A 17,490-nucleotide genomic window follows, 5' to 3' on the forward strand; every position below is an offset into this window, starting at 1 on the left:
TCCTTAGCCTCTTGGCTCAATGCTGGCGGCAAGAATTGCCAGCACCAACTGCTGGAAATCCAAGCCGGCTGCGCGAGCGGCCATAGGTACCAGGCTGTGGTCGGTCATGCCTGGCGCAGTGTTGACTTCCAGGAACCAGAATTCCCCCTGGTCATCCTGCATCACGTCTGCCCGCGCCCAGCCGGCGATACCCAGCGCCTCACAGGCCTTCGCCGTGAGGTCCATCAATTCCTGTTCCTTGGCTGCGTCAAGGCCGCATGGGACCCGATACTGGGTATCGGATGCCAGGTACTTGGCGTCGTAGTCGTAAAAGGTGTGGGGCGTGCCCAATGCGATAGGCGGCAATACTTGGCCACGCAGGGTGGCGATGGTGTACTCGGGACCCTGGATCCACTGTTCCACCAACACTTGCGAATCGTAGGTACTTGCCGCTTTCCATGCGTCGATCAATTCGGCGGCCGAGTTCACTTTGGCCATGCCGATACTGGAGCCTTCATGGGCTGGTTTGACGATCAAAGGCAGGCCCAGTTCCTTGGCTGCAGAAATACAATCGTCTTCGCTGCACAGAACAGCGTGACGCGGGGTTGGAATACCCAGGCTGTGCCATACCTGCTTGGTGCGCAACTTGTCCATGGCCAGTGCCGAGGCGAGGATGCCACTGCCGGTGTAAGGAATACCGGCGCATTCCAGCAGACCCTGCATGCTGCCGTCTTCACCGCCACGGCCGTGAAGAATAATGAAGGCGCGGTCGATCTTTTCGGCCTGCAGGCGGGCGAGGAAGTCATCGCCTACGTCGATACCAAACGCATTCACGCCGGCGCTTTGCAGGGCTTCGAGCACGGCGTTGCCGGACTTGAGCGACACTTCGCGCTCGGCGCTCTTGCCGCCGAACAGCACCGCCACACGGCCGAAGTCGGCTGGCGCGATTGTCGAAAACAGGGAGCCGTAGTCAGTGGTCATTTCGACTTCCCCTTCTCGGCGGCAAACAGCGGGCTCGCCAATAGTTTAGGGGCAAGGCCGCCGATATCACCTGCGCCTTGGCACAGCAGAATGTCACCAGCGCGCAGCAGCGGTTTGACGATCGGTGCCAGGTCCACACCGCGCTCGATGTAGATCGGGTCAAGCTGACCACGCTGACGAATGCTGTTGCACAGCTTGCGGCTATCGGCGCCCGGGATCGGTTCTTCACCGGCCGGGTAAACCTCCATCAACAGCAGCACGTTGGCATCGGCCAATACATTGACGAAGTCGTCATACAGATCGCGGGTCCGGCTGTAGCGGTGCGGTTGGTAGACCATCACCAGGCGGCGCTCCGGCCAACCACCGCGCACGGCCTTGATCACTGCGGCAACTTCAGTCGGGTGGTGACCGTAGTCGTCCACCAGCATCACGTCGCCACCCTCTACCGGCAGTTGGCCGTAGACTTGGAAACGACGGCCGACACCCGCAAAACGCGACAGGCCTTCCACGATGGCTTCATCGCTGACGCCTTCATCGGAAGCGATGCAGATGGTCGCCAGGGAGTTCAATACGTTGTGGTTGCCCGGCATGTTCACCGACACATCCAGCGGCTCACGGTCAGGACGCAGTACGGTGAAGAAGGTTTGCATGCCTTCCTGGCGCACATTGATCGCACGCACGTCGGCGTCTTCGCTGAAGCCGTAGGTCACGGTCGGACGCTTGACCAGCGGCAGGATTTCACGCACTACCGGATCGTCCAGGCATACCACCGCCAAACCGTAGAACGGCAGGTTATGCAGGAACTCAACGAAGGTTTTCTTCAACTTGTTGAAGTCACCGTCGTAGGTCGCCATGTGGTCTTCGTCAATGTTGGTCACGACGGCCACAAGCGGTTGCAGGTGCAGGAAGCTCGCGTCGCTTTCATCGGCTTCGGCGATCAGGTAGCGGCTGGTGCCGAGCTGGGCATTGGTGCCGGCTGCATTCAGGCGGCCACCGATAACGAAGGTCGGGTCCAGGCCACCAGCGGCGAACACCGAAGCGATCAGGCTGGTCGTGGTGGTCTTGCCGTGGGTACCGGCGACGGCGATGCCGTGGCGATAACGCATCAACTCGGCCAGCATCTCGGCACGTGGCACCACGGGAATGCGGCGCTCAAGGGCGGTGGCCACTTCCGGGTTGGAGGTGTTCACAGCGCTGGACACCACCAGCACGTCGGCCTCAGCGGCGTTCTCAGCGCGGTGGCCGATGAAAATCTGTGCACCAAACGACTTCAGGCGCTCGGTGACCGGCGACTCTTTCAAGTCCGAGCCGGACACTTGGTAGCCCAAGTTTAGTAACACTTCGGCAATGCCGCACATGCCCACGCCGCCGATACCGACGAAGTGGATGCGACGGATGCGGCGCATCTCGGGTTGTGGCATGGCTTTCTGATTCTCAACCATGGGCCACCTCCAGGCAGATATCCACCACGGTGCGGGTTGCGTCAGGTTTGGCCAGGCGGCTTGCGGTGCTCGCCATGTTGTTGAGTCGTTCCGGTTGCATCAAAACCTCGGTCAGGCGTGCGGCCAAATCGGCGGCGCCAGTCGTTCTTTGCGGCAGCAGGAAGGCAGCGCCCTCCCCGGCCAAATATTCGGCGTTGCGGGTCTGGTGATCGTCGATGGCGTGGGGCAAAGGCACCAGCAAGGACGGCAGACCGGCGGCGGCCAGTTCACTGACGGTCAGCGCACCAGCGCGACAGACCACCAGGTCGGCCCAGCCATAGGCATGGGCCATGTCTTTGATGAAAGGCTGTACGTTCGCCTCAACACCGGCTTCGCGATAACGCGTGGCGGTGATTTCATCGTGGTTCTTGCCGGCCTGATGGAAGATCTCCGGGCGCAATTCCACAGGGAGTTGCGCCACCGCTTCCGGTAGCAATTTGTTCAATGGCTCAGCGCCCAGGCTTCCGCCCAGGATCAGCAGGTGCGCCTTGCGACCCGCGAGCGCTTCGCGGGCGATGGCCATAAACAGCTCGGTGCGCACCGGGTTGCCGGTGGTACGGCGCTTATCCGACACACTGAAAGTGTTGGGAAACGCTTCACACACCCGCGCAGCCAACGGCACCAGCAAGCGGTTGGCGGTGCCGGCCACAGCGTTCTGCTCGTGCACGATCACCGGCACACCGGCGAGCTTGGCCGCGACGCCGCCAGGGCCGGTTACATAACCACCAAAACCGAGCACACACACTGGCTGCAATTCACGGATGACCTTGCGCGCCTGCCACACCGCCTTGAGCAAGACGAAAGGTGCCTTGAGCAAGGACAACTTGCCTTTGCCGCGCAGGCCTGTGACGTTGATCAGATGCAACGGCAAGCCGGCACTCGGTACCAATTCGTTTTCGATACCGCGCGGCGTGCCCAACCAATGCACGGTGTAGCCACGGTTCTGGAACTCGCGCGCACACGCCAGGGCTGGGAATACGTGGCCCCCAGTGCCGCCAGCCATGATCAGCACATTAGCGCCCATGGGTCGGCTCCTCGGCGAAGTCGCTTTCGCTGAACTCCATCTCTTCGCTGCCCAAGTGGGTTCGACTCTCCCACTCGATGCGCAGCAACAAGCCCAGACAGGCGCAGCAAATCACCAGCGAACTGCCGCCGTAACTGAGGAACGGCAAGGTCAGCCCCTTGGTCGGCAGCAGGCCGACGTTCACACCGATATTGATCAAGAACTGGCCGATCCACAGGAACGACAAGCCGTACGCCACATAGGCGGCGAAATACTGTTTGGCCTTCTCGGCCCACAAGCCGATGTACATGCCGCGTACACACACGAACACAAACAGCGCGACGGTGCACAGCGAACCAACCACGCCCAACTCTTCGGCGAGTACCGAGAACACGAAGTCGGTGTGGGCTTCCGGAAGGTAGAACTGCTTCTGCACGCTATTGCCCAGGCCAACGCCCAGCCACTCACCACGACCAAAGGCGATCAACGCCTGGGTCAATTGATAGCCGGAGCCAAACTGGTCGGACCACGGGTCGGTAAAGGTAATCAGACGCGCCATCCGGTAGGGTTGCGCCTGCACCAGGATGGTCACGGCCGCCACTGCCAGCACCACCATCAAACTGAAGCGGAACAGGCCCACGCCGCCGAGGAACAGCATCGCCGCGGCCGCGCCCATCATCACGACGGTGGCGCCGAAGTCGGGCTCCATCAGCAACAGGCCGGCCATGGGCAAAAGCACGATGAATGGTTTGAAGAAGCCCATCCAGCTTTCGCGCACTTCCTTCTGACGACGCACCAGGTAACCGGCGAGATAGATCACCACGAACACCTTGGCGATTTCAGACGGTTGCACGTTGAACGCGCCGAAACCAATCCAGCGCATCGAGCCGTTCACCTCGCGGCCGATACCCGGCACGATCACCATGACCAGCAAGCCAAACGCGCCGATCAGCATCAGCCAACCGAGACGCTGCCAGGTGGCGATGGGGATCATCATGGTGACGATGCACGCACCCAGACCGATGATCAGGTACACCAGGTGACGGATCATCATGTACAGGGTGTTGCCCGACTGCACGGCAGCCACTTCGGAAGAGGCCGAGGTGATCATCACCAGGCCCAGGCCCAGCAGCGCGAGGCAACCGGCGAGCATTGGGAAATCGAGGTCGATGCCGCGCCCGGTAATGATCGGCGACGGGTACGGCTTAATGATGTTTCTGAAATCAATGCTCATGCCAAGCCCCCCACGGCGCAGGCGAACAACTGGCCGCGCTCTTCGTAGTTCTTGAACATGTCGAAACTGGCGCACGCCGGCGACAGCAGTACCGCATCGCCTGGTTGAGCCAGGGCTTTGCATTGGGCAATGGCGTCGTCCAAGGAGGTGGCACGCACCTGTGGCACGGCGTCACCAAGCGCGGCGGCGATCAAGTCGGAGTCGCGGCCCATCAAGACCACGGCGCGGCAATGCGCAGCCACCGGTGCCTTGAGATCTTTGAAATCGGCGCCCTTGCCATCGCCACCAGCGATCAGCACCAGCTTGCCGTCGATATCGGCGCCAAGCCCTTCGATCGCAGCCAGTGCGGCGCCGACGTTGGTGGCTTTGGAGTCGTTGTAATAGCTGACGCCATCGAGATCACGCACCCACTGGCAGCGGTGTTCAAGACCGGCGAAGGTGCGCAGGCTGGAGAGCATCGCGTCGAATGGCAGGCCAACGGCATGGCCAAGCGCCAATGCCGCCAGGGCGTTGGACTGATTATGGGCACCACGAATTTTCAGCTCGCGCACTGGCATCAGGTTCTGAAATTCGAAGGCCAGGTATTTCTCGCCGTTCTCTTCGCGGATACCGAAGGCCTTGAAGTCGGGCTTGCCCAAACCGAAGGTCCAGCAGGGCATGCCCTCGCCCATCAGCGGACGGCTCAGGGCATCCTGGCGGTTGACCACAAATTGCTTGGCGCCGCGGAAGATCCGGTGCTTGGCCAGATGATATGCCGGCAGGCCGCTGTAGCGGTCCATGTGGTCTTCGCTGACGTTCAGAACAGTGGCGACTTCGGCGCCGAGGTCATGGGTGGTTTCCAGCTGGAAACTAGACAGTTCCATCACGTACAGCTCGATGTCGTCGCTGAGCAGGTCCAGCGCCGGGGTGCCGAGGTTACCGCCCACGGCCACGCGCTTGCCGGCCGCCATCGCCATCTCACCGACCAGGGTGGTCACGGTGCTTTTCGCGTTGGAGCCGCTGATGGCTACGATCGGCGCTTTCGCGTTACGCGCGAACAGGTCGATATCGCCGGACAGCTTAACGCCACGGGCCGCTGCGGCTTGCAGGGCCGGTGTCGCCAGTGCCAGGCCGGGGCTCACGTAGAGCTCATCGGCGCGGCATAGAAACTCGACATCCAGCTCGCCACAACGCACTTCCACGTGCGGGTAGTCACGGCGCAGCGTGACCAGCTCCGGTGGATTTTCCCGCGTATCGGCCACGGCAAACGACGTGCCCCGGTTCGCCAGGAAGCGAACCAGGGACATGCCGCTCTTGCCGAGGCCGACAACGATGCGGAAGTGGTCTGAAGCGATCAAGGACACTCGTTTCTACCTCAGTTTCAGGGTGGCAAGGCCAACCAGTACGAGAATCACAGTGATGATCCAAAAACGGACGATCACGCGTGGCTCGGGCCAGCCCTTGAGTTCAAAGTGGTGGTGAATCGGCGCCATGCGGAACACGCGGCGCCCGGTCAACTTGAAGGACGCCACCTGGATGACCACCGACAGGGTTTCCATCACGAACACACCGCCCATGATGAACAGCACGATTTCCTGGCGAACAATCACCGCGATCGTGCCCAGGGCTGCGCCCAGCGCCAGGGCGCCGACGTCGCCCATGAAGACTTGTGCCGGATAGGTGTTGAACCACAAGAAGCCCAGACCGGCACCGATCAGTGCGCCGCAGAACACAATCAGTTCACCCGCGCCCGGTACATAAGGGATCAGCAGGTACTCAGCGAATTTCACGTTACCTGACAGGTAGCAGAAGATGCCAAGCGCGCCGCCCACCATCACCGTCGGCATGATCGCCAGGCCGTCGAGGCCGTCGGTCAGGTTCACCGCGTTGCTGGAGCCGACGATCACGAAGTAGGTCAGCACCACGAAGCCGATACCCAATGGAATGCTGGCGTCCTTGAGCATCGGGATGATCAGGGTGGTTTCCACTGCGCTTGGCGCCGTGGTGTACAGGAAGATCGCTGCGCCCAGGCCGAACACAGACTGCCAGAAATACTTCCAGCGGCTTGGCAGCCCCTTGGAGTTTTTCTCGATCACTTTGCGGTAGTCATCGACCCAGCCGATGGCGCCGAACAGCAGGGTCACCAGCAGCACCACCCAGACGTAGCGGTTGTGCAGGTCGGCCCACAGCAAGGTGCTGATGCCGATGGACGACAGGATCAACGCGCCGCCCATTGTCGGGGTGCCGGACTTGGACAGGTGCGACTGCGGGCCGTCATTACGAACCGATTGACCAATTTGCAGGTTCTGCAGGGTGCGGATCATCCACGGCCCCAAAAACAGCGACAAAGACAGCGCGGTCAGCACACCCAGGATCCCGCGCAGGGTCAGGTACTGAAAGACCGCGAAGCCTTTGTGGAACTGTTGCAGATACTCAGCCAGCAGCAGCAGCATTAATGTTTCTCCGTACTTGAGCCACACAAGGCCGCGACGACGTTTTCCATCACCGCGCTGCGCGATCCCTTGATCAAAATGGTTGTGTGTTTGTCTTGTTCTGCTGTGCCCAGCGCCTGAATCAACTCGGCCTGGGTTGCGAAATGTCGCGCACCTTGGCCAAAGGCAGCCACGGCATGGGCCATGTTCGTACCAACGGCGTAGAGGGCGTCGACTTTGCCTGCGGCATACGCGCCGACTTCGCGGTGGCCTTGTTCAGCCCAGTCGCCCAATTCGCCGATGTCACCCAGTACCAGCACCTTGCGACCGTCAAAACCGTTTAGCAGGTCTACAGCGGCATTAATGGACGATGGGTTGGCGTTGTAGGTGTCATCAATCACACGCATGCCGTTGGTTGCCAACTGCGCCACGGTACGACCCTTGACCGGTTGCACCGCGCCCAGGCCCGTGGCAATACCGAACAGCGAAACGCCCAAGGCATGGGCCGCAGCGGCGGCGGCCAGGGCATTGGCGACGTTATGGTTGCCCAACAAATTCAGTTGCACGTGTTCGTCACCTTGCGGGGTGTGCAAGGTGAAGGACGGGCAGCCACGGGCATCGACGGTGATGTTGGATGCATGGAAATCAGCCGCTGCGTTAAGCACGGCAAATGTCAGGACCTTGCGACCGGCGGCGCGTACACGCCAGGTCTCGAAGGCCTTGTCGTCTAAATTCAAAACCGCGGTGCCAGATGCATCCAGGCCCTCAAGAATCTCGCCCTTGGCTTCGACGATTTTTTCCGGTCCACCGAACTCGCCAACGTGGGCAGTACCGGCGTTGTTGATAATTGCTACGTGGGGCTTGGTCAGCGCCACGGTGTAGGCGATTTCGCCGATACGCGAAGCCCCCAGTTCGATCACTGCCGCCGTGTGTTCCGGGGCGAGTTCAAGCAGGGTCAGCGGAGCGCCAAAGTCATTATTAAGGTTGCCACGGGTCGCAAGCACCGGGCCGCGCGTACGCAGTACACCAGCAAGCAGTTCCTTGACCGTTGTCTTGCCGCTGGAGCCGGTAACGGCGGCGACAGGCTTATCAAAAGCGGCACGGTTCAGCGCACCCAATTGACCGAGAGCCAAGCGGGTATCCGCGACCAGCAGTTGCGGCAAGGTGGAGTCGGCGACTTCGCGCTGAACCAAGGCACCCACGGCACCTTTTGCGGCAACTTCGTTCAGGTAATCGTGGCCGTCAAAACGCGGGCCGGCCAAGGCGACAAACAGTTGCCCTGGCTTGATCGCGCGACTGTCGATACTCACGCCATCGAAGCAGCAATCGCTCGACAGCATACGAGCGGACAGAGCCTGGCTCAGCTCGCTGAATTTCATCGCTTTAAGCATGGGCAATCTCCCAGGCGGTCAAGGCGTGATCGGCCTCGACCAGATCGGAGAAGGCATGACGCTCGCCATTGATTTCCTGGTAGTCCTCGTGTCCCTTGCCGGCCAGTACTATCACGTCATCAGCGCTGGCACTGGCGATCAACTGGGCGATGGCGGCACCACGACCGGCAACGAAAGTAGCCTTGGACGCGTCTTTAAAGCCTGCGCGGATATCGTCGAAGATCTGGCTCGGGTTTTCGCTGCGCGGGTTGTCATCGGTGACGAGTACGCCGTCGGCCAGGCGCTCGACAATCTCGGCCATCAGCGGACGCTTGCCGCGATCGCGATCACCGCCGCAACCGAACAGGCACAGCAACTTCCCTTTGGCGTGAGGACGCAAGGCTTCGAGGACTTTTTCAAGGGCATCCGGGGTGTGGGCGTAATCAACCACCACCAGCGGCTGGGTGCCGCCACCCAGGCGTTGCATGCGACCAGCCGGACCTTCCAGCTTCGGCAGCACTTTGAGGATTTCGTCCAGGGCGTAATCCAGGCCAAGCAGCGCGCCGATAGCGGCGAGGACGTTGCTGAGGTTGAACCGCCCGAGCAAGGTGCTGCGCAGGTGATGTTCGCCTTGGGGCGTTACCAACGTGGCGCGAACGCCTTCGTCATTAAATTGGGCTTCGCGGCAATACAGGTACGCGCTGGAGTCCAGCAGGCTGTAGCTGATCAAACGCGATTCGCTGTCCTGCGCAGCCAACTGGCGACCGAACTCGTCGTCCAGGTTCACAACCCGGCACTTCAGGTCATTCCAGGCGAACAGCTTGGCCTTGGCGGACGCATACGCCTCCATCGTGCCGTGGTAGTCCAGGTGGTCGCGGGAAAGGTTGGTCATCACCGCCACATCAAAGGCCAGGGCGGTTACGCGGCCCTGGTCCAGACCATGGGACGAGACTTCCATGGCAACCGCCTTGGCACCGGCCTTTTTCAGGTCGGCCAGGGTCGCTTGCACAGCAATAGGATTGGGCGTGGTGTGCAGGCCGCTTTGAAGCGCGCCATAAAAACCGGTGCCAAGGGTGCCAACGATGCCGCAGTGCTGGCCCAGCAGGTCAAGCGCTTGGGCAACCAGTTGGGTCACACTGGTCTTGCCGTTGGTACCGGTCACACCCACCAGATTGAGATGGCGGCTCGGGTCGCCATAGAAGCGCCCGGCGATGTCCGACAATTGCTTGGCCAAGCCTTTGACAGGGATCAGCGGCACGTCGGTGATCGGCAGCACGGTGGCGCCTTCCACTTCATAAGCCACGGCTGCGGCGCCGCGCTGCAAGGCGTCGGCGATATGCGCACGACCATCGACCTTGCCGCCTGGCACCGCCAGGAACAGATCACCGGCGCGCACGTTACGGCTGTCGAGGGTCAACTCGCGAATCAGCAGATCGCGACCAGCGTGGGCGAAAATCTTATTCAGGCTAAGAGACATCAGCCGCGCCCTCCATTGGCTTTGACTGCAGCAACCGGTGGTCCGGCATTCGCTTGTTGAGTCGGCGGCAAGTTGTCCGGCGTGATGTTCATCAAGCGCAGGGTGCCGGACATCACTTTGCTGAACACTGGCGCCGAGACCAGACCACCGAAGTAACCGGCTTTGCTCGGCTCGTCGATCACTACAACAATGGCGTAACGTGGATCGCTCATCGGGCCAAAGCCGGCGAACAGCGAACGGTAGGAGTTTTCGGCATAGCCCTTGGTACCCACTGACGTTTTACGCGCGGTACCGGACTTGCCTGCCACGTGATACGCCGGCACCTGGGCACGGAATACACCGCGCGGCGCTTCGATCACTTGTTGCAGCATGCCTTGCATAGTCTTGGCGACGTTTTCCGGGATCACCTGGGTGGCTTTCGGCGCTTCGTCGACGTGAATCAGGCTCAGCGGCACCATGCGACCGTTGTTGGCCAGCACGGAGAACGCGTGCGCCAGTTGGATTGCGGTTACCGACAGGCCGTAACCGTAGGAAAGCGTGGCGGTCTCGGCCTTTTTCCAGTCGCGGTAGTTCGGCAGGTTGCCGACACGCTCACCGGGAAAATCCAAACCGGTGGGTTGGCCCAAGCCGATTTTCTGCGCCAGGTGGTAGATGGTTTCACCGCCGATATCGAAGGCGACCTTACTCATGCCGACGTTACTGGAGTTGATCAGGATGCCTGTCAAATCCAATACCGGACCTTCGGTGCGCGATACGTCACGAATAGTGTATTTGCCCAGCTGCAAAGTGCCTGGGTACACCTCGACCTTGTCGCTGGGTTTCCAGCGCCCGGTTTCCAGGGCGGCACTCATGGAGATGGCTTTCATGGTCGAACCCGGCTCGAACACGTCGATCATGGCGCGGTTGCGCATCATCGCCGGCTGCAGGTTGCGACGGTTATTCGGGTTGTAGGTCGGCTGGTTGACCATAGCCAGGATCTCGCCGGTCTTCACGTCCATGATCACGAGGCTGCCGGCCTTGGCGCCGTTCTCGATGATCGCGTTACGCAGCTCGCGGTTGGCCAGGTATTGCAGACGCAGGTCAATCGACAACGCCAAGGGCTTACCGGCCTTGGCGTTTTTGGTGACTTGGACATCCTTGATCAGTCTGCCGCGCCGATCCTTGATGACTTGTCGTTTACCAGGAACACCAGCCAGCCATTCGTCGTAGGCCAACTCCACGCCCTCGCGGCCGTGGTCATCGATGTCGGTAAAGCCGACCATGTGGGCGGTGGTTTCACCGGCCGGATAGAAACGACGGAATTCCTCGATGCCGTAGACACCGGGGACTTTAAGGTCGAGCACTTGCTGGCCCTGCTCGGGGGTGAGGCCACGAACAAGGTAGATGAATTCTTTATTGGCTTGAGCCTCAAGGCGCTCGGCCAAGGCTTTTGGATCCTGGCCCAGTGCGGCAGCCAGTTGTGGCCACCTGTCCTTGGCAACCTGCAACTCCTTGGCGTTGGCCCACAGGGTAGTTACCGGCGTACTGACGGCCAGAGGCTCGCCGTTACGGTCGGTAATCAGGCCGCGGTGCGCAGGAATCGGGATATGACGAAGGCTACGGGCGTCGCCCTGGCCGATCAGGAAGTCACGGTCGACGACCTGCAAGTCAATGATCCGCCAGGCAATCGCCCCCACCATCAATGCCAGCAACCCGAGCATCAGTCGGAAGCGCCATGGATAAAGTGCGCCCTCGAGCTTCATCATGGCGCCACCATGCGGACTTCGGCCGCGCCCGGAATGTGCATTTTCAGTTGTTCGGTGGCCAGAACTTCGATACGGCTATGGGCCGTCCAGGTGCTTTGCTCCAGGATCAACCGACCCCATTCCGCCTGCGCTTTGTCGCGCACACTCAATTCCCCGTACAGGGTGTTAAGCAGTTGACGGTTGTAGTGGGCGCTGTAGGACACCGCAATCGCGGACACCAGCACGCCGACAAACAACAGCAACATAAAGAAGCTGCCGCCCGGCAGGGGCTTGGCGAAAAGCTTGCTCACCGCAGCTTCTCCGCGACGCGCATGACGGCGCTACGGGAGCGTGGGTTGGCCTTGAGTTCGGCTTCGGAAGCAAACTGCGCTTTGCCATGGATTTTGATTTTCGGCACAAAGGCTTCGAAACGCACCGGCAGGTTGCGCGGCAGGTTGTCGGACTCACCCTTGACCAACCGACGCATGAACAATTTGACGATGCGGTCTTCAAGGGAGTGGAAACTGATCACCACCAGGCGACCGCCCACTTCCAAAGCATCCAGCGCGGCTTCAAGACCAGCTTCCAGATCGCCCAGTTCGTTGTTGACGTGAATGCGCAGGCCTTGGAACGCACGGGTCGCAGGATTCTTGCCCTTTTCCCATGCAGGGTTGGCGACTTTGAGTACTTCGGCCAGGTCGGCGGTGCGTTCGAACGGCTGAATTTCACGGCGCTCCACCACGGCACGTGCCATGCGACCAGCGAAACGCTCTTCACCGTATTCCTTGAATACGCGGGTAATTTCTTCATGGGGAGCGGTGGCGATGAACTGTGCCGCACTGATGCCACGGGTAGGATCCATGCGCATATCGAGAGGGCCATCGTTCATGAAGCTGAAGCCGCGCTCCGGATCATCGAGCTGTGGCGAAGACACGCCTAAGTCGAGCAAAACCCCGGCCACCTTGCCCGCCATACCACGCTCGGCGACTTCAGCACCCAGCTCGGCAAAGCTGCGCTGCACAACGACAAAGCGGCCGTCTTCGGCCGCTAGCGCTTGCCCGGTGGCAATCGCTTGGGGGTCTTTGTCGAACCCGAGGAGCTTACCGTCGGGACCGAGCTGGCTGAGTATCAACCGGCTGTGTCCGCCCCTGCCAAAGGTGCCATCCAAATAGCAGCCATCCGCGCGTACGGCGAGAGCCTCAACGGCTTCGTCAAGCAGTACGGTGATGTGGTTAAAGCCGCTATCAATAGTCACAGGATCAAATCACGCAGTTCATCAGGCATAGCGCCCGGTTGTTGAATAGCAGCCAGGTCAGCTGCAGAAACAGCATCCCAGGCATCTTCGTCCCACAATTGGAACTTGTTCAGTTGGCCAACCAGCATTGCGCGCTTGTCCAGCTTGGCGTACTCGCGAAGACGCGGGGGCACCAGAAAACGACCACTGCCATCGAGCTCAAGGTCGACGGCATTACCGATCAGCAAACGCTGCAGGCGGCGGTTTTCTTCACGCAATGAAGGCAGGGCGCGCAATTTGGTTTCAATCAACTCCCACTCATCGAGCGGGTAAACACATAAACAAGGATCAACAGCATCGATAGTGATGATTAATTGCCCGGAACTTCGCGAAATCAGCTCGTCACGATACCGGCTCGGCATGGCGAGACGGCCTTTTGCATCGAGACTGATAGCGTTAGCTCCGCGAAACACAGATGCGTTTCTCCAAATTTTAGCGTTTTACGTTCAAAAAACCCACTTTGTGCCACTTTCCGCCACTTGCGCACACTATAGGAATGCGCCCACCACACCGTCAAGGCGCGGATTCAAGGAAAAGCCTTACAGAACGGAGATTTAGGAGCGTAAAAGCAGGAGAAACCAGAGTTCGGCGGTATTTTTGACCCAATAAGGGCAAATAGCTCAAAGAGCTACGACTTAAAGTTAAAGTAATTTATTAAGAGTAAGATTTTTTTGGTATTACGAAGATGCATCTGCCAATGATTTGGCAGGGAAGGATTCTTGCGTTATTACCGGTTTTCTGCCCGAGACTCGGGCAGAAGGAAAAAGGTGGAGAGTCGATCTGTAAGCCGGGTTCTGTCTTGAACAGTCATTCGTCTACGATGGCCATCACTGGACATCTTTAGCAACCTACCCGGTCCCAGCGCGGGCCACGCCTTGGGACCCTATTTGGTCTTGCTCCAAGTGGGGTTTACCTAGCCACGAACTGTTGCCAGTCGTGCGGTGCGCTCTTACCGCACCTTTTCACCCTTACCGGTACCGAAGTACTTAGGCGGTTATTTTCTGTGGCACTTTCCGTAGGCTCACGCCTCCCAGGCATTACCTGGCACTTCGCCCTATGGAGCCCGGACTTTCCTCCCCCCCCTAATTTTCATAGAAGGCAGCGACTGTCCAATCGACTCTCCGCCGCGCAGGTTAACGGCACGGCGGCCTCAGGACAAGTAATAATAGTCACCAAGGCCATCACGTTCAGACGGAATACCGGTTTAACCCCGGAACTATTCAGCTTTCTGTTTATCCAGCGCAACTTGATACAACACATTCTTGCGCAGACCGGTAATTTCTGCAGCCAGGGCCGCGGCGCGCTTGAGAGGCATCTCCTTGAGGAGCAGGTCAAGAATACGCATGGCCTCGCTGCCGACCGCATCTTCGGCCTCCGGCGCCGTCCAGCCCGCCACCAGCACCACACACTCGCCACGCTGTTGATTGCTGTCGCCCTCGACAAATGCACGCAACTCCTCCAGCGGCAGCCCCTTGAGGGTTTCGAATGTTTTAGTCAGTTCTCGCGCCAACAATGCCAGGCGCTCGCCGCCAAACACCAATTCCATATCTTGCAGACATTCAAGGATGCGGTGCGGCGCTTCGTAGAAGATCAAAGTACGCGGCTCTTCCTTTACCGCTTCAAGACGCGCACGACGCCCCACTGCTTTGGCCGGCAAAAAACCTTCGAAAATAAACCGATCTGAAGGCAGCCCCGCAGCCGACAATGCAGCAATCAGCGCGCACGCACCCGGAACAGGCACTACATTGATACCAGCGGCCCGCGCTTGGCGAACCAAGTGGTAACCCGGATCAGAAATCAGCGGCGTTCCCGCGTCGGAGATCAGCGCCACATCGTCACCGGCCAGCAGGCGCACGATAAAGCGGCTGCCTTCTTCGCGCTCGTTGTGCTCGTGACAGGCGGCTAATGGCGTGCTGATACCAAAATGCTGCATCAACCGCTGGGAGTGCCGCGTGTCTTCCGCCGCGATCAATTTAACCTCGCGCAACACTTTCAGCGCCCGGGCACTGATGTCGTCCAGGTTGCCAATGGGCGTCGCCACGACAAAAAGCGAGCCTGCAGTGGAATTCAAAGGACCTGGAGCAGTCAAAACGCACACCTCGATGGTTGGCAAAAGCCGCATTGTAGCGCGTAGATGCTTTGAAAATATGCCATCACGGTCGATGCCGTTTCCGCCGCCGATTGCCTACAACAGCCCAATACCAACATTTGCACGACCTAAATCGACGGTTTCACACCAGTAACATCGCGCCTGGGCCAGTGCTTGGGTACAATTCCACGCTAATTTGATCGGTATCAGGAACACTTACATGATCGCTTGCCTGCGGCTGCTCTCTGCCCTCTGCCTCGCTGCCTTACTGGCGGCTTGCGCCAGCTCGCCCTCGTCCAGCCTTGGCGAACTTCCACGGACCCCGGATGCCAGTATCGAGCAACTGCTCGAACAGGCAACCACCGCCAAGACGCCAGAAAAGGCCGCATTGCTGCGCCTGAGTGCGGCAGACATGGCTTATAAACAAAACAACCCTGGCCGCTCGTCGCAAATTCTTGCCCAAGTGCCCCTGGACGCCCTCAAGCCGGCAGCACAAGTGTTCGCCAGCACCCTGGCCGCCGAGCTGGCCATGGCACGCAACCAGCCGAAGGCTGCGCTGACTGCCTTAAACCACGCGAGCCTGCAAAGTCTGAAGGACCTGCCGACTGAACAGCAGATCCGCACAGGTACCGTGCATGCTCGTGCTTATGAGGCTGATGGCCAAACCCTCAACGCTGCCCGCGAGCGTGTCGCCATGGCGCCACTGCTCACTGGCGATGCAGCCCAAAGCAATCACGAAGCCATCTGGACTTTGATTGCCGCACTACCTGCCGAACAGCTGCAAGCCAGTGGCAACCCGACCCTGGACGGCTGGATCACCTTGGCCCAGGCGGTCAAGGGTGCCGGCACGCTGGAGCAACAACAAGCCGCTATCGACACCTGGCGCGCGCAGAACCCCGGCCACCCGGCTGCCGTGCAGTTGCCAACACCGCTGACCAAGCTCAAGGAACTCGCAAGCCAGCCCTTGAGCAAGATTGCCCTGCTACTGCCCCAAGAGGGCCCCCTGGCTTCCGTGGGCAAGGCACTGCGCGAAGGCTTCATGGCCGCTCACTACCAGGCTGAACAAGCCGGGCAGAAGCCTCCGGTGATCGAGTTCTATGACAGCTCGCGCCTGACTTCCATCGACGACTTCTACGCCAAGGCCCAGGCTGCCGGCGTGCAATTAGTCGTCGGCCCACTGGAGAAGCCGCTGGTCAAGCAGCTCAGTGCGCGCCCGCAACTGCCGATCACCACCCTGGCACTGAACTACAGCGAAACCGATCAAGGTCCAGCGCAATTGTTCCAGTTCGGCCTGGCCGCTGAAGACGAAGCTCGCGAAGTCTCGCGCCGTGCCCGTGCCGACGGCCTGCATCGCGCTGCCGCGATGGTGCCCCGTGGAGAATGGGGTGAGCGCGTCTACAAAGCGTTCCGCCAGGATTGGGAAGCCAACGGCGGCACCGTCATGGGGGTCGAGTATGTCGACCAGCCGGTCGCCCTGGCCCAGCAGATTGCCGATCTGTTCCAACTGCGTAAAAGCGAAGGCCGCGCCAAGAGCCTGCAAAGCACCGTTGGTACTGACGTAGCGGCACAACCGTCGCGTCGCCAGGACATCGAATTCATCTTCCTGGCCGTCACTCCGCAACTGGCCCAGCAGATCAAGCCGACCCTGAACTTCCAGTACGCCGGTGATGTACCGGTCTACGCAACGTCCCACGTTTTCAGCGCCAGCGGTGACCGCAACCAGTACCTGGACATGACCAATGTGATGTTCTGCGAAACGCCTTGGCTGCTCAACACCACTGACCCGCTGCGCAACCAGGTTGCGGCGCAATGGCCACAAGCCAACGGCAGCCTGGGCCGCCTGTATGCAATGGGTGTCGACGCCTACCGCCTCGCGCCACGCCTTGGCCAGCTCAAGGCCCTGCCGGACACACGGGTTGACGGCCTTTCGGGCAACCTGGGTATCAGCGCCAACCAGCGCGTTGATCGCCAGATGCCATGGGCGAAGTTCGTCGGTGGCGAGATCCAACGCCTGCCGGACACCCCGCGCTGATGCCCGAGAGGTCCAGTGCGCAAAGCGGCAAGGATGCCGAACTTCAAGCTCTGCAACACTTGCAAAAACAAGGCCTGCGCCTGCTGGCGCAGAACTGGTTGTGTAAACGCGGCGAGCTTGATCTGGTCATGCTTGACGGCGATACAGTAGTATTCGTCGAAGTCCGCTACAGAAAACACGCACAATGGGGTGGCGCGCTCGCCAGTATCGACGGGCGCAAGCGTCAGAAGCTGATACTCGCCGCGCAGTTTTTCCTGCAAAAAGAGCATCGCTGGGCCAACTCCCCCTGCCGTTTCGACGTGGTTGCCATAGAAAGCACACCGTCAGGCAAGGCTGATCTGAACTGGCTCAAAGATGCCTTCGACAGCTGATTCGCCGGACATCTTCACCCACACACTTTTGCTCTTTGCTTTGC

Annotated in this window: 15 protein-coding genes and 1 other RNA gene; 2 read left to right on the forward strand and 14 right to left on the reverse strand. The window is 60.1% G+C overall.

The window, feature by feature from the left end; translation table 11 throughout:
• Positions 1-3 precede the first annotated feature (3 nt).
• From ACVWXD_RS19855 to rsmI, 14 genes are all read right to left on the reverse strand, one after another.
• Positions 4-960 (reverse strand): D-alanine--D-alanine ligase, encoded by a 957-nt coding sequence (locus ACVWXD_RS19855; RefSeq protein WP_099601151.1) that lies wholly within the window; start codon positions 958-960, stop codon positions 4-6.
• A complete protein-coding gene (gene murC, locus ACVWXD_RS19860; protein ID WP_032886323.1) occupies positions 957-2,402 on the reverse strand; it encodes a UDP-N-acetylmuramate--L-alanine ligase in 1,446 nt (481 codons plus the stop codon). Before murC ends, ACVWXD_RS19855 begins: the two co-directional genes overlap by 4 nt.
• A complete protein-coding gene (gene murG / locus ACVWXD_RS19865) occupies positions 2,395-3,465 on the reverse strand; it encodes an undecaprenyldiphospho-muramoylpentapeptide beta-N-acetylglucosaminyltransferase (protein WP_181642826.1) in 1,071 nt (356 codons plus the stop codon). Before murG ends, murC begins: the two co-directional genes overlap by 8 nt.
• Entirely contained in the window at positions 3,455-4,678 is a 1,224-nt protein-coding gene (gene ftsW / locus ACVWXD_RS19870) for a putative lipid II flippase FtsW (protein WP_032886321.1), read from the reverse strand. Before ftsW ends, murG begins: the two co-directional genes overlap by 11 nt.
• Positions 4,675-6,021, reverse strand: coding sequence for a UDP-N-acetylmuramoyl-L-alanine--D-glutamate ligase (murD, locus tag ACVWXD_RS19875; RefSeq protein ID WP_457371268.1), 1,347 nt, complete (start codon positions 6,019-6,021; stop codon positions 4,675-4,677). Before murD ends, ftsW begins: the two co-directional genes overlap by 4 nt.
• 6 nt (positions 6,022-6,027) lie before the next feature.
• Positions 6,028-7,110 (reverse strand): phospho-N-acetylmuramoyl-pentapeptide-transferase, encoded by a 1,083-nt coding sequence (gene mraY, locus ACVWXD_RS19880; RefSeq protein WP_032886319.1) that lies wholly within the window; start codon positions 7,108-7,110, stop codon positions 6,028-6,030.
• Positions 7,110-8,480, reverse strand: a complete 1,371-nt coding sequence (locus tag ACVWXD_RS19885; protein WP_457371269.1) for a UDP-N-acetylmuramoyl-tripeptide--D-alanyl-D-alanine ligase — start codon at positions 8,478-8,480, stop codon at positions 7,110-7,112. The genes mraY and ACVWXD_RS19885 overlap by 1 nt, the downstream gene beginning before the upstream one ends.
• Positions 8,473-9,936, reverse strand: a complete 1,464-nt coding sequence (gene murE, locus ACVWXD_RS19890) for a UDP-N-acetylmuramoyl-L-alanyl-D-glutamate--2,6-diaminopimelate ligase (RefSeq protein WP_260367766.1) — start codon at positions 9,934-9,936, stop codon at positions 8,473-8,475. Before murE ends, ACVWXD_RS19885 begins: the two co-directional genes overlap by 8 nt.
• Positions 9,936-11,678 (reverse strand): peptidoglycan D,D-transpeptidase FtsI family protein, encoded by a 1,743-nt coding sequence (locus tag ACVWXD_RS19895; RefSeq protein WP_163033163.1) that lies wholly within the window; start codon positions 11,676-11,678, stop codon positions 9,936-9,938. Before ACVWXD_RS19895 ends, murE begins: the two co-directional genes overlap by 1 nt.
• The gene (gene ftsL / locus ACVWXD_RS19900; protein ID WP_003216203.1) at positions 11,678-11,971 is read right to left on the reverse strand and encodes a cell division protein FtsL; all 294 of its coding nucleotides are present in this window, start codon (positions 11,969-11,971) and stop codon (positions 11,678-11,680) included. Before ftsL ends, ACVWXD_RS19895 begins: the two co-directional genes overlap by 1 nt.
• On the reverse strand, positions 11,968-12,915 hold the full coding sequence (gene rsmH, locus ACVWXD_RS19905) for a 16S rRNA (cytosine(1402)-N(4))-methyltransferase RsmH (RefSeq protein WP_032886315.1): 948 nt from the start codon (positions 12,913-12,915) through the stop codon (positions 11,968-11,970). The genes ftsL and rsmH overlap by 4 nt, the downstream gene beginning before the upstream one ends.
• On the reverse strand, positions 12,912-13,367 hold the full coding sequence (mraZ, locus tag ACVWXD_RS19910; protein WP_003171868.1) for a division/cell wall cluster transcriptional repressor MraZ: 456 nt from the start codon (positions 13,365-13,367) through the stop codon (positions 12,912-12,914). Before mraZ ends, rsmH begins: the two co-directional genes overlap by 4 nt.
• Positions 13,368-13,721: 354 nt before the next feature.
• An RNA gene (gene rnpB, locus ACVWXD_RS19915) (RNase P RNA component class A) lies at positions 13,722-14,075 on the reverse strand.
• 95 nt (positions 14,076-14,170) lie between these two features.
• Positions 14,171-15,076 carry a 16S rRNA (cytidine(1402)-2'-O)-methyltransferase gene (gene rsmI / locus ACVWXD_RS19920; protein WP_163033157.1) on the reverse strand — a complete coding sequence of 302 codons (906 nt, stop codon included), beginning with the start codon at positions 15,074-15,076 and terminating at the stop codon, positions 14,171-14,173.
• Between the two features lie 187 nt (positions 15,077-15,263).
• Here rsmI and ACVWXD_RS19925 point away from each other — a divergent pair, with 187 nt between their 5' ends.
• Both ACVWXD_RS19925 and ACVWXD_RS19930 read left to right on the forward strand, forming a co-directional pair.
• Positions 15,264-17,075 (forward strand): penicillin-binding protein activator, encoded by a 1,812-nt coding sequence (locus ACVWXD_RS19925; RefSeq protein WP_095183864.1) that lies wholly within the window; start codon positions 15,264-15,266, stop codon positions 17,073-17,075.
• On the forward strand, positions 17,075-17,446 hold the full coding sequence (locus tag ACVWXD_RS19930; RefSeq protein WP_032886313.1) for a YraN family protein: 372 nt from the start codon (positions 17,075-17,077) through the stop codon (positions 17,444-17,446). The genes ACVWXD_RS19925 and ACVWXD_RS19930 overlap by 1 nt, the downstream gene beginning before the upstream one ends.
• Positions 17,447-17,490: the final 44 nt, after the last annotated feature.

Source organism: Pseudomonas sp. TE3911, assembly GCF_054062775.1.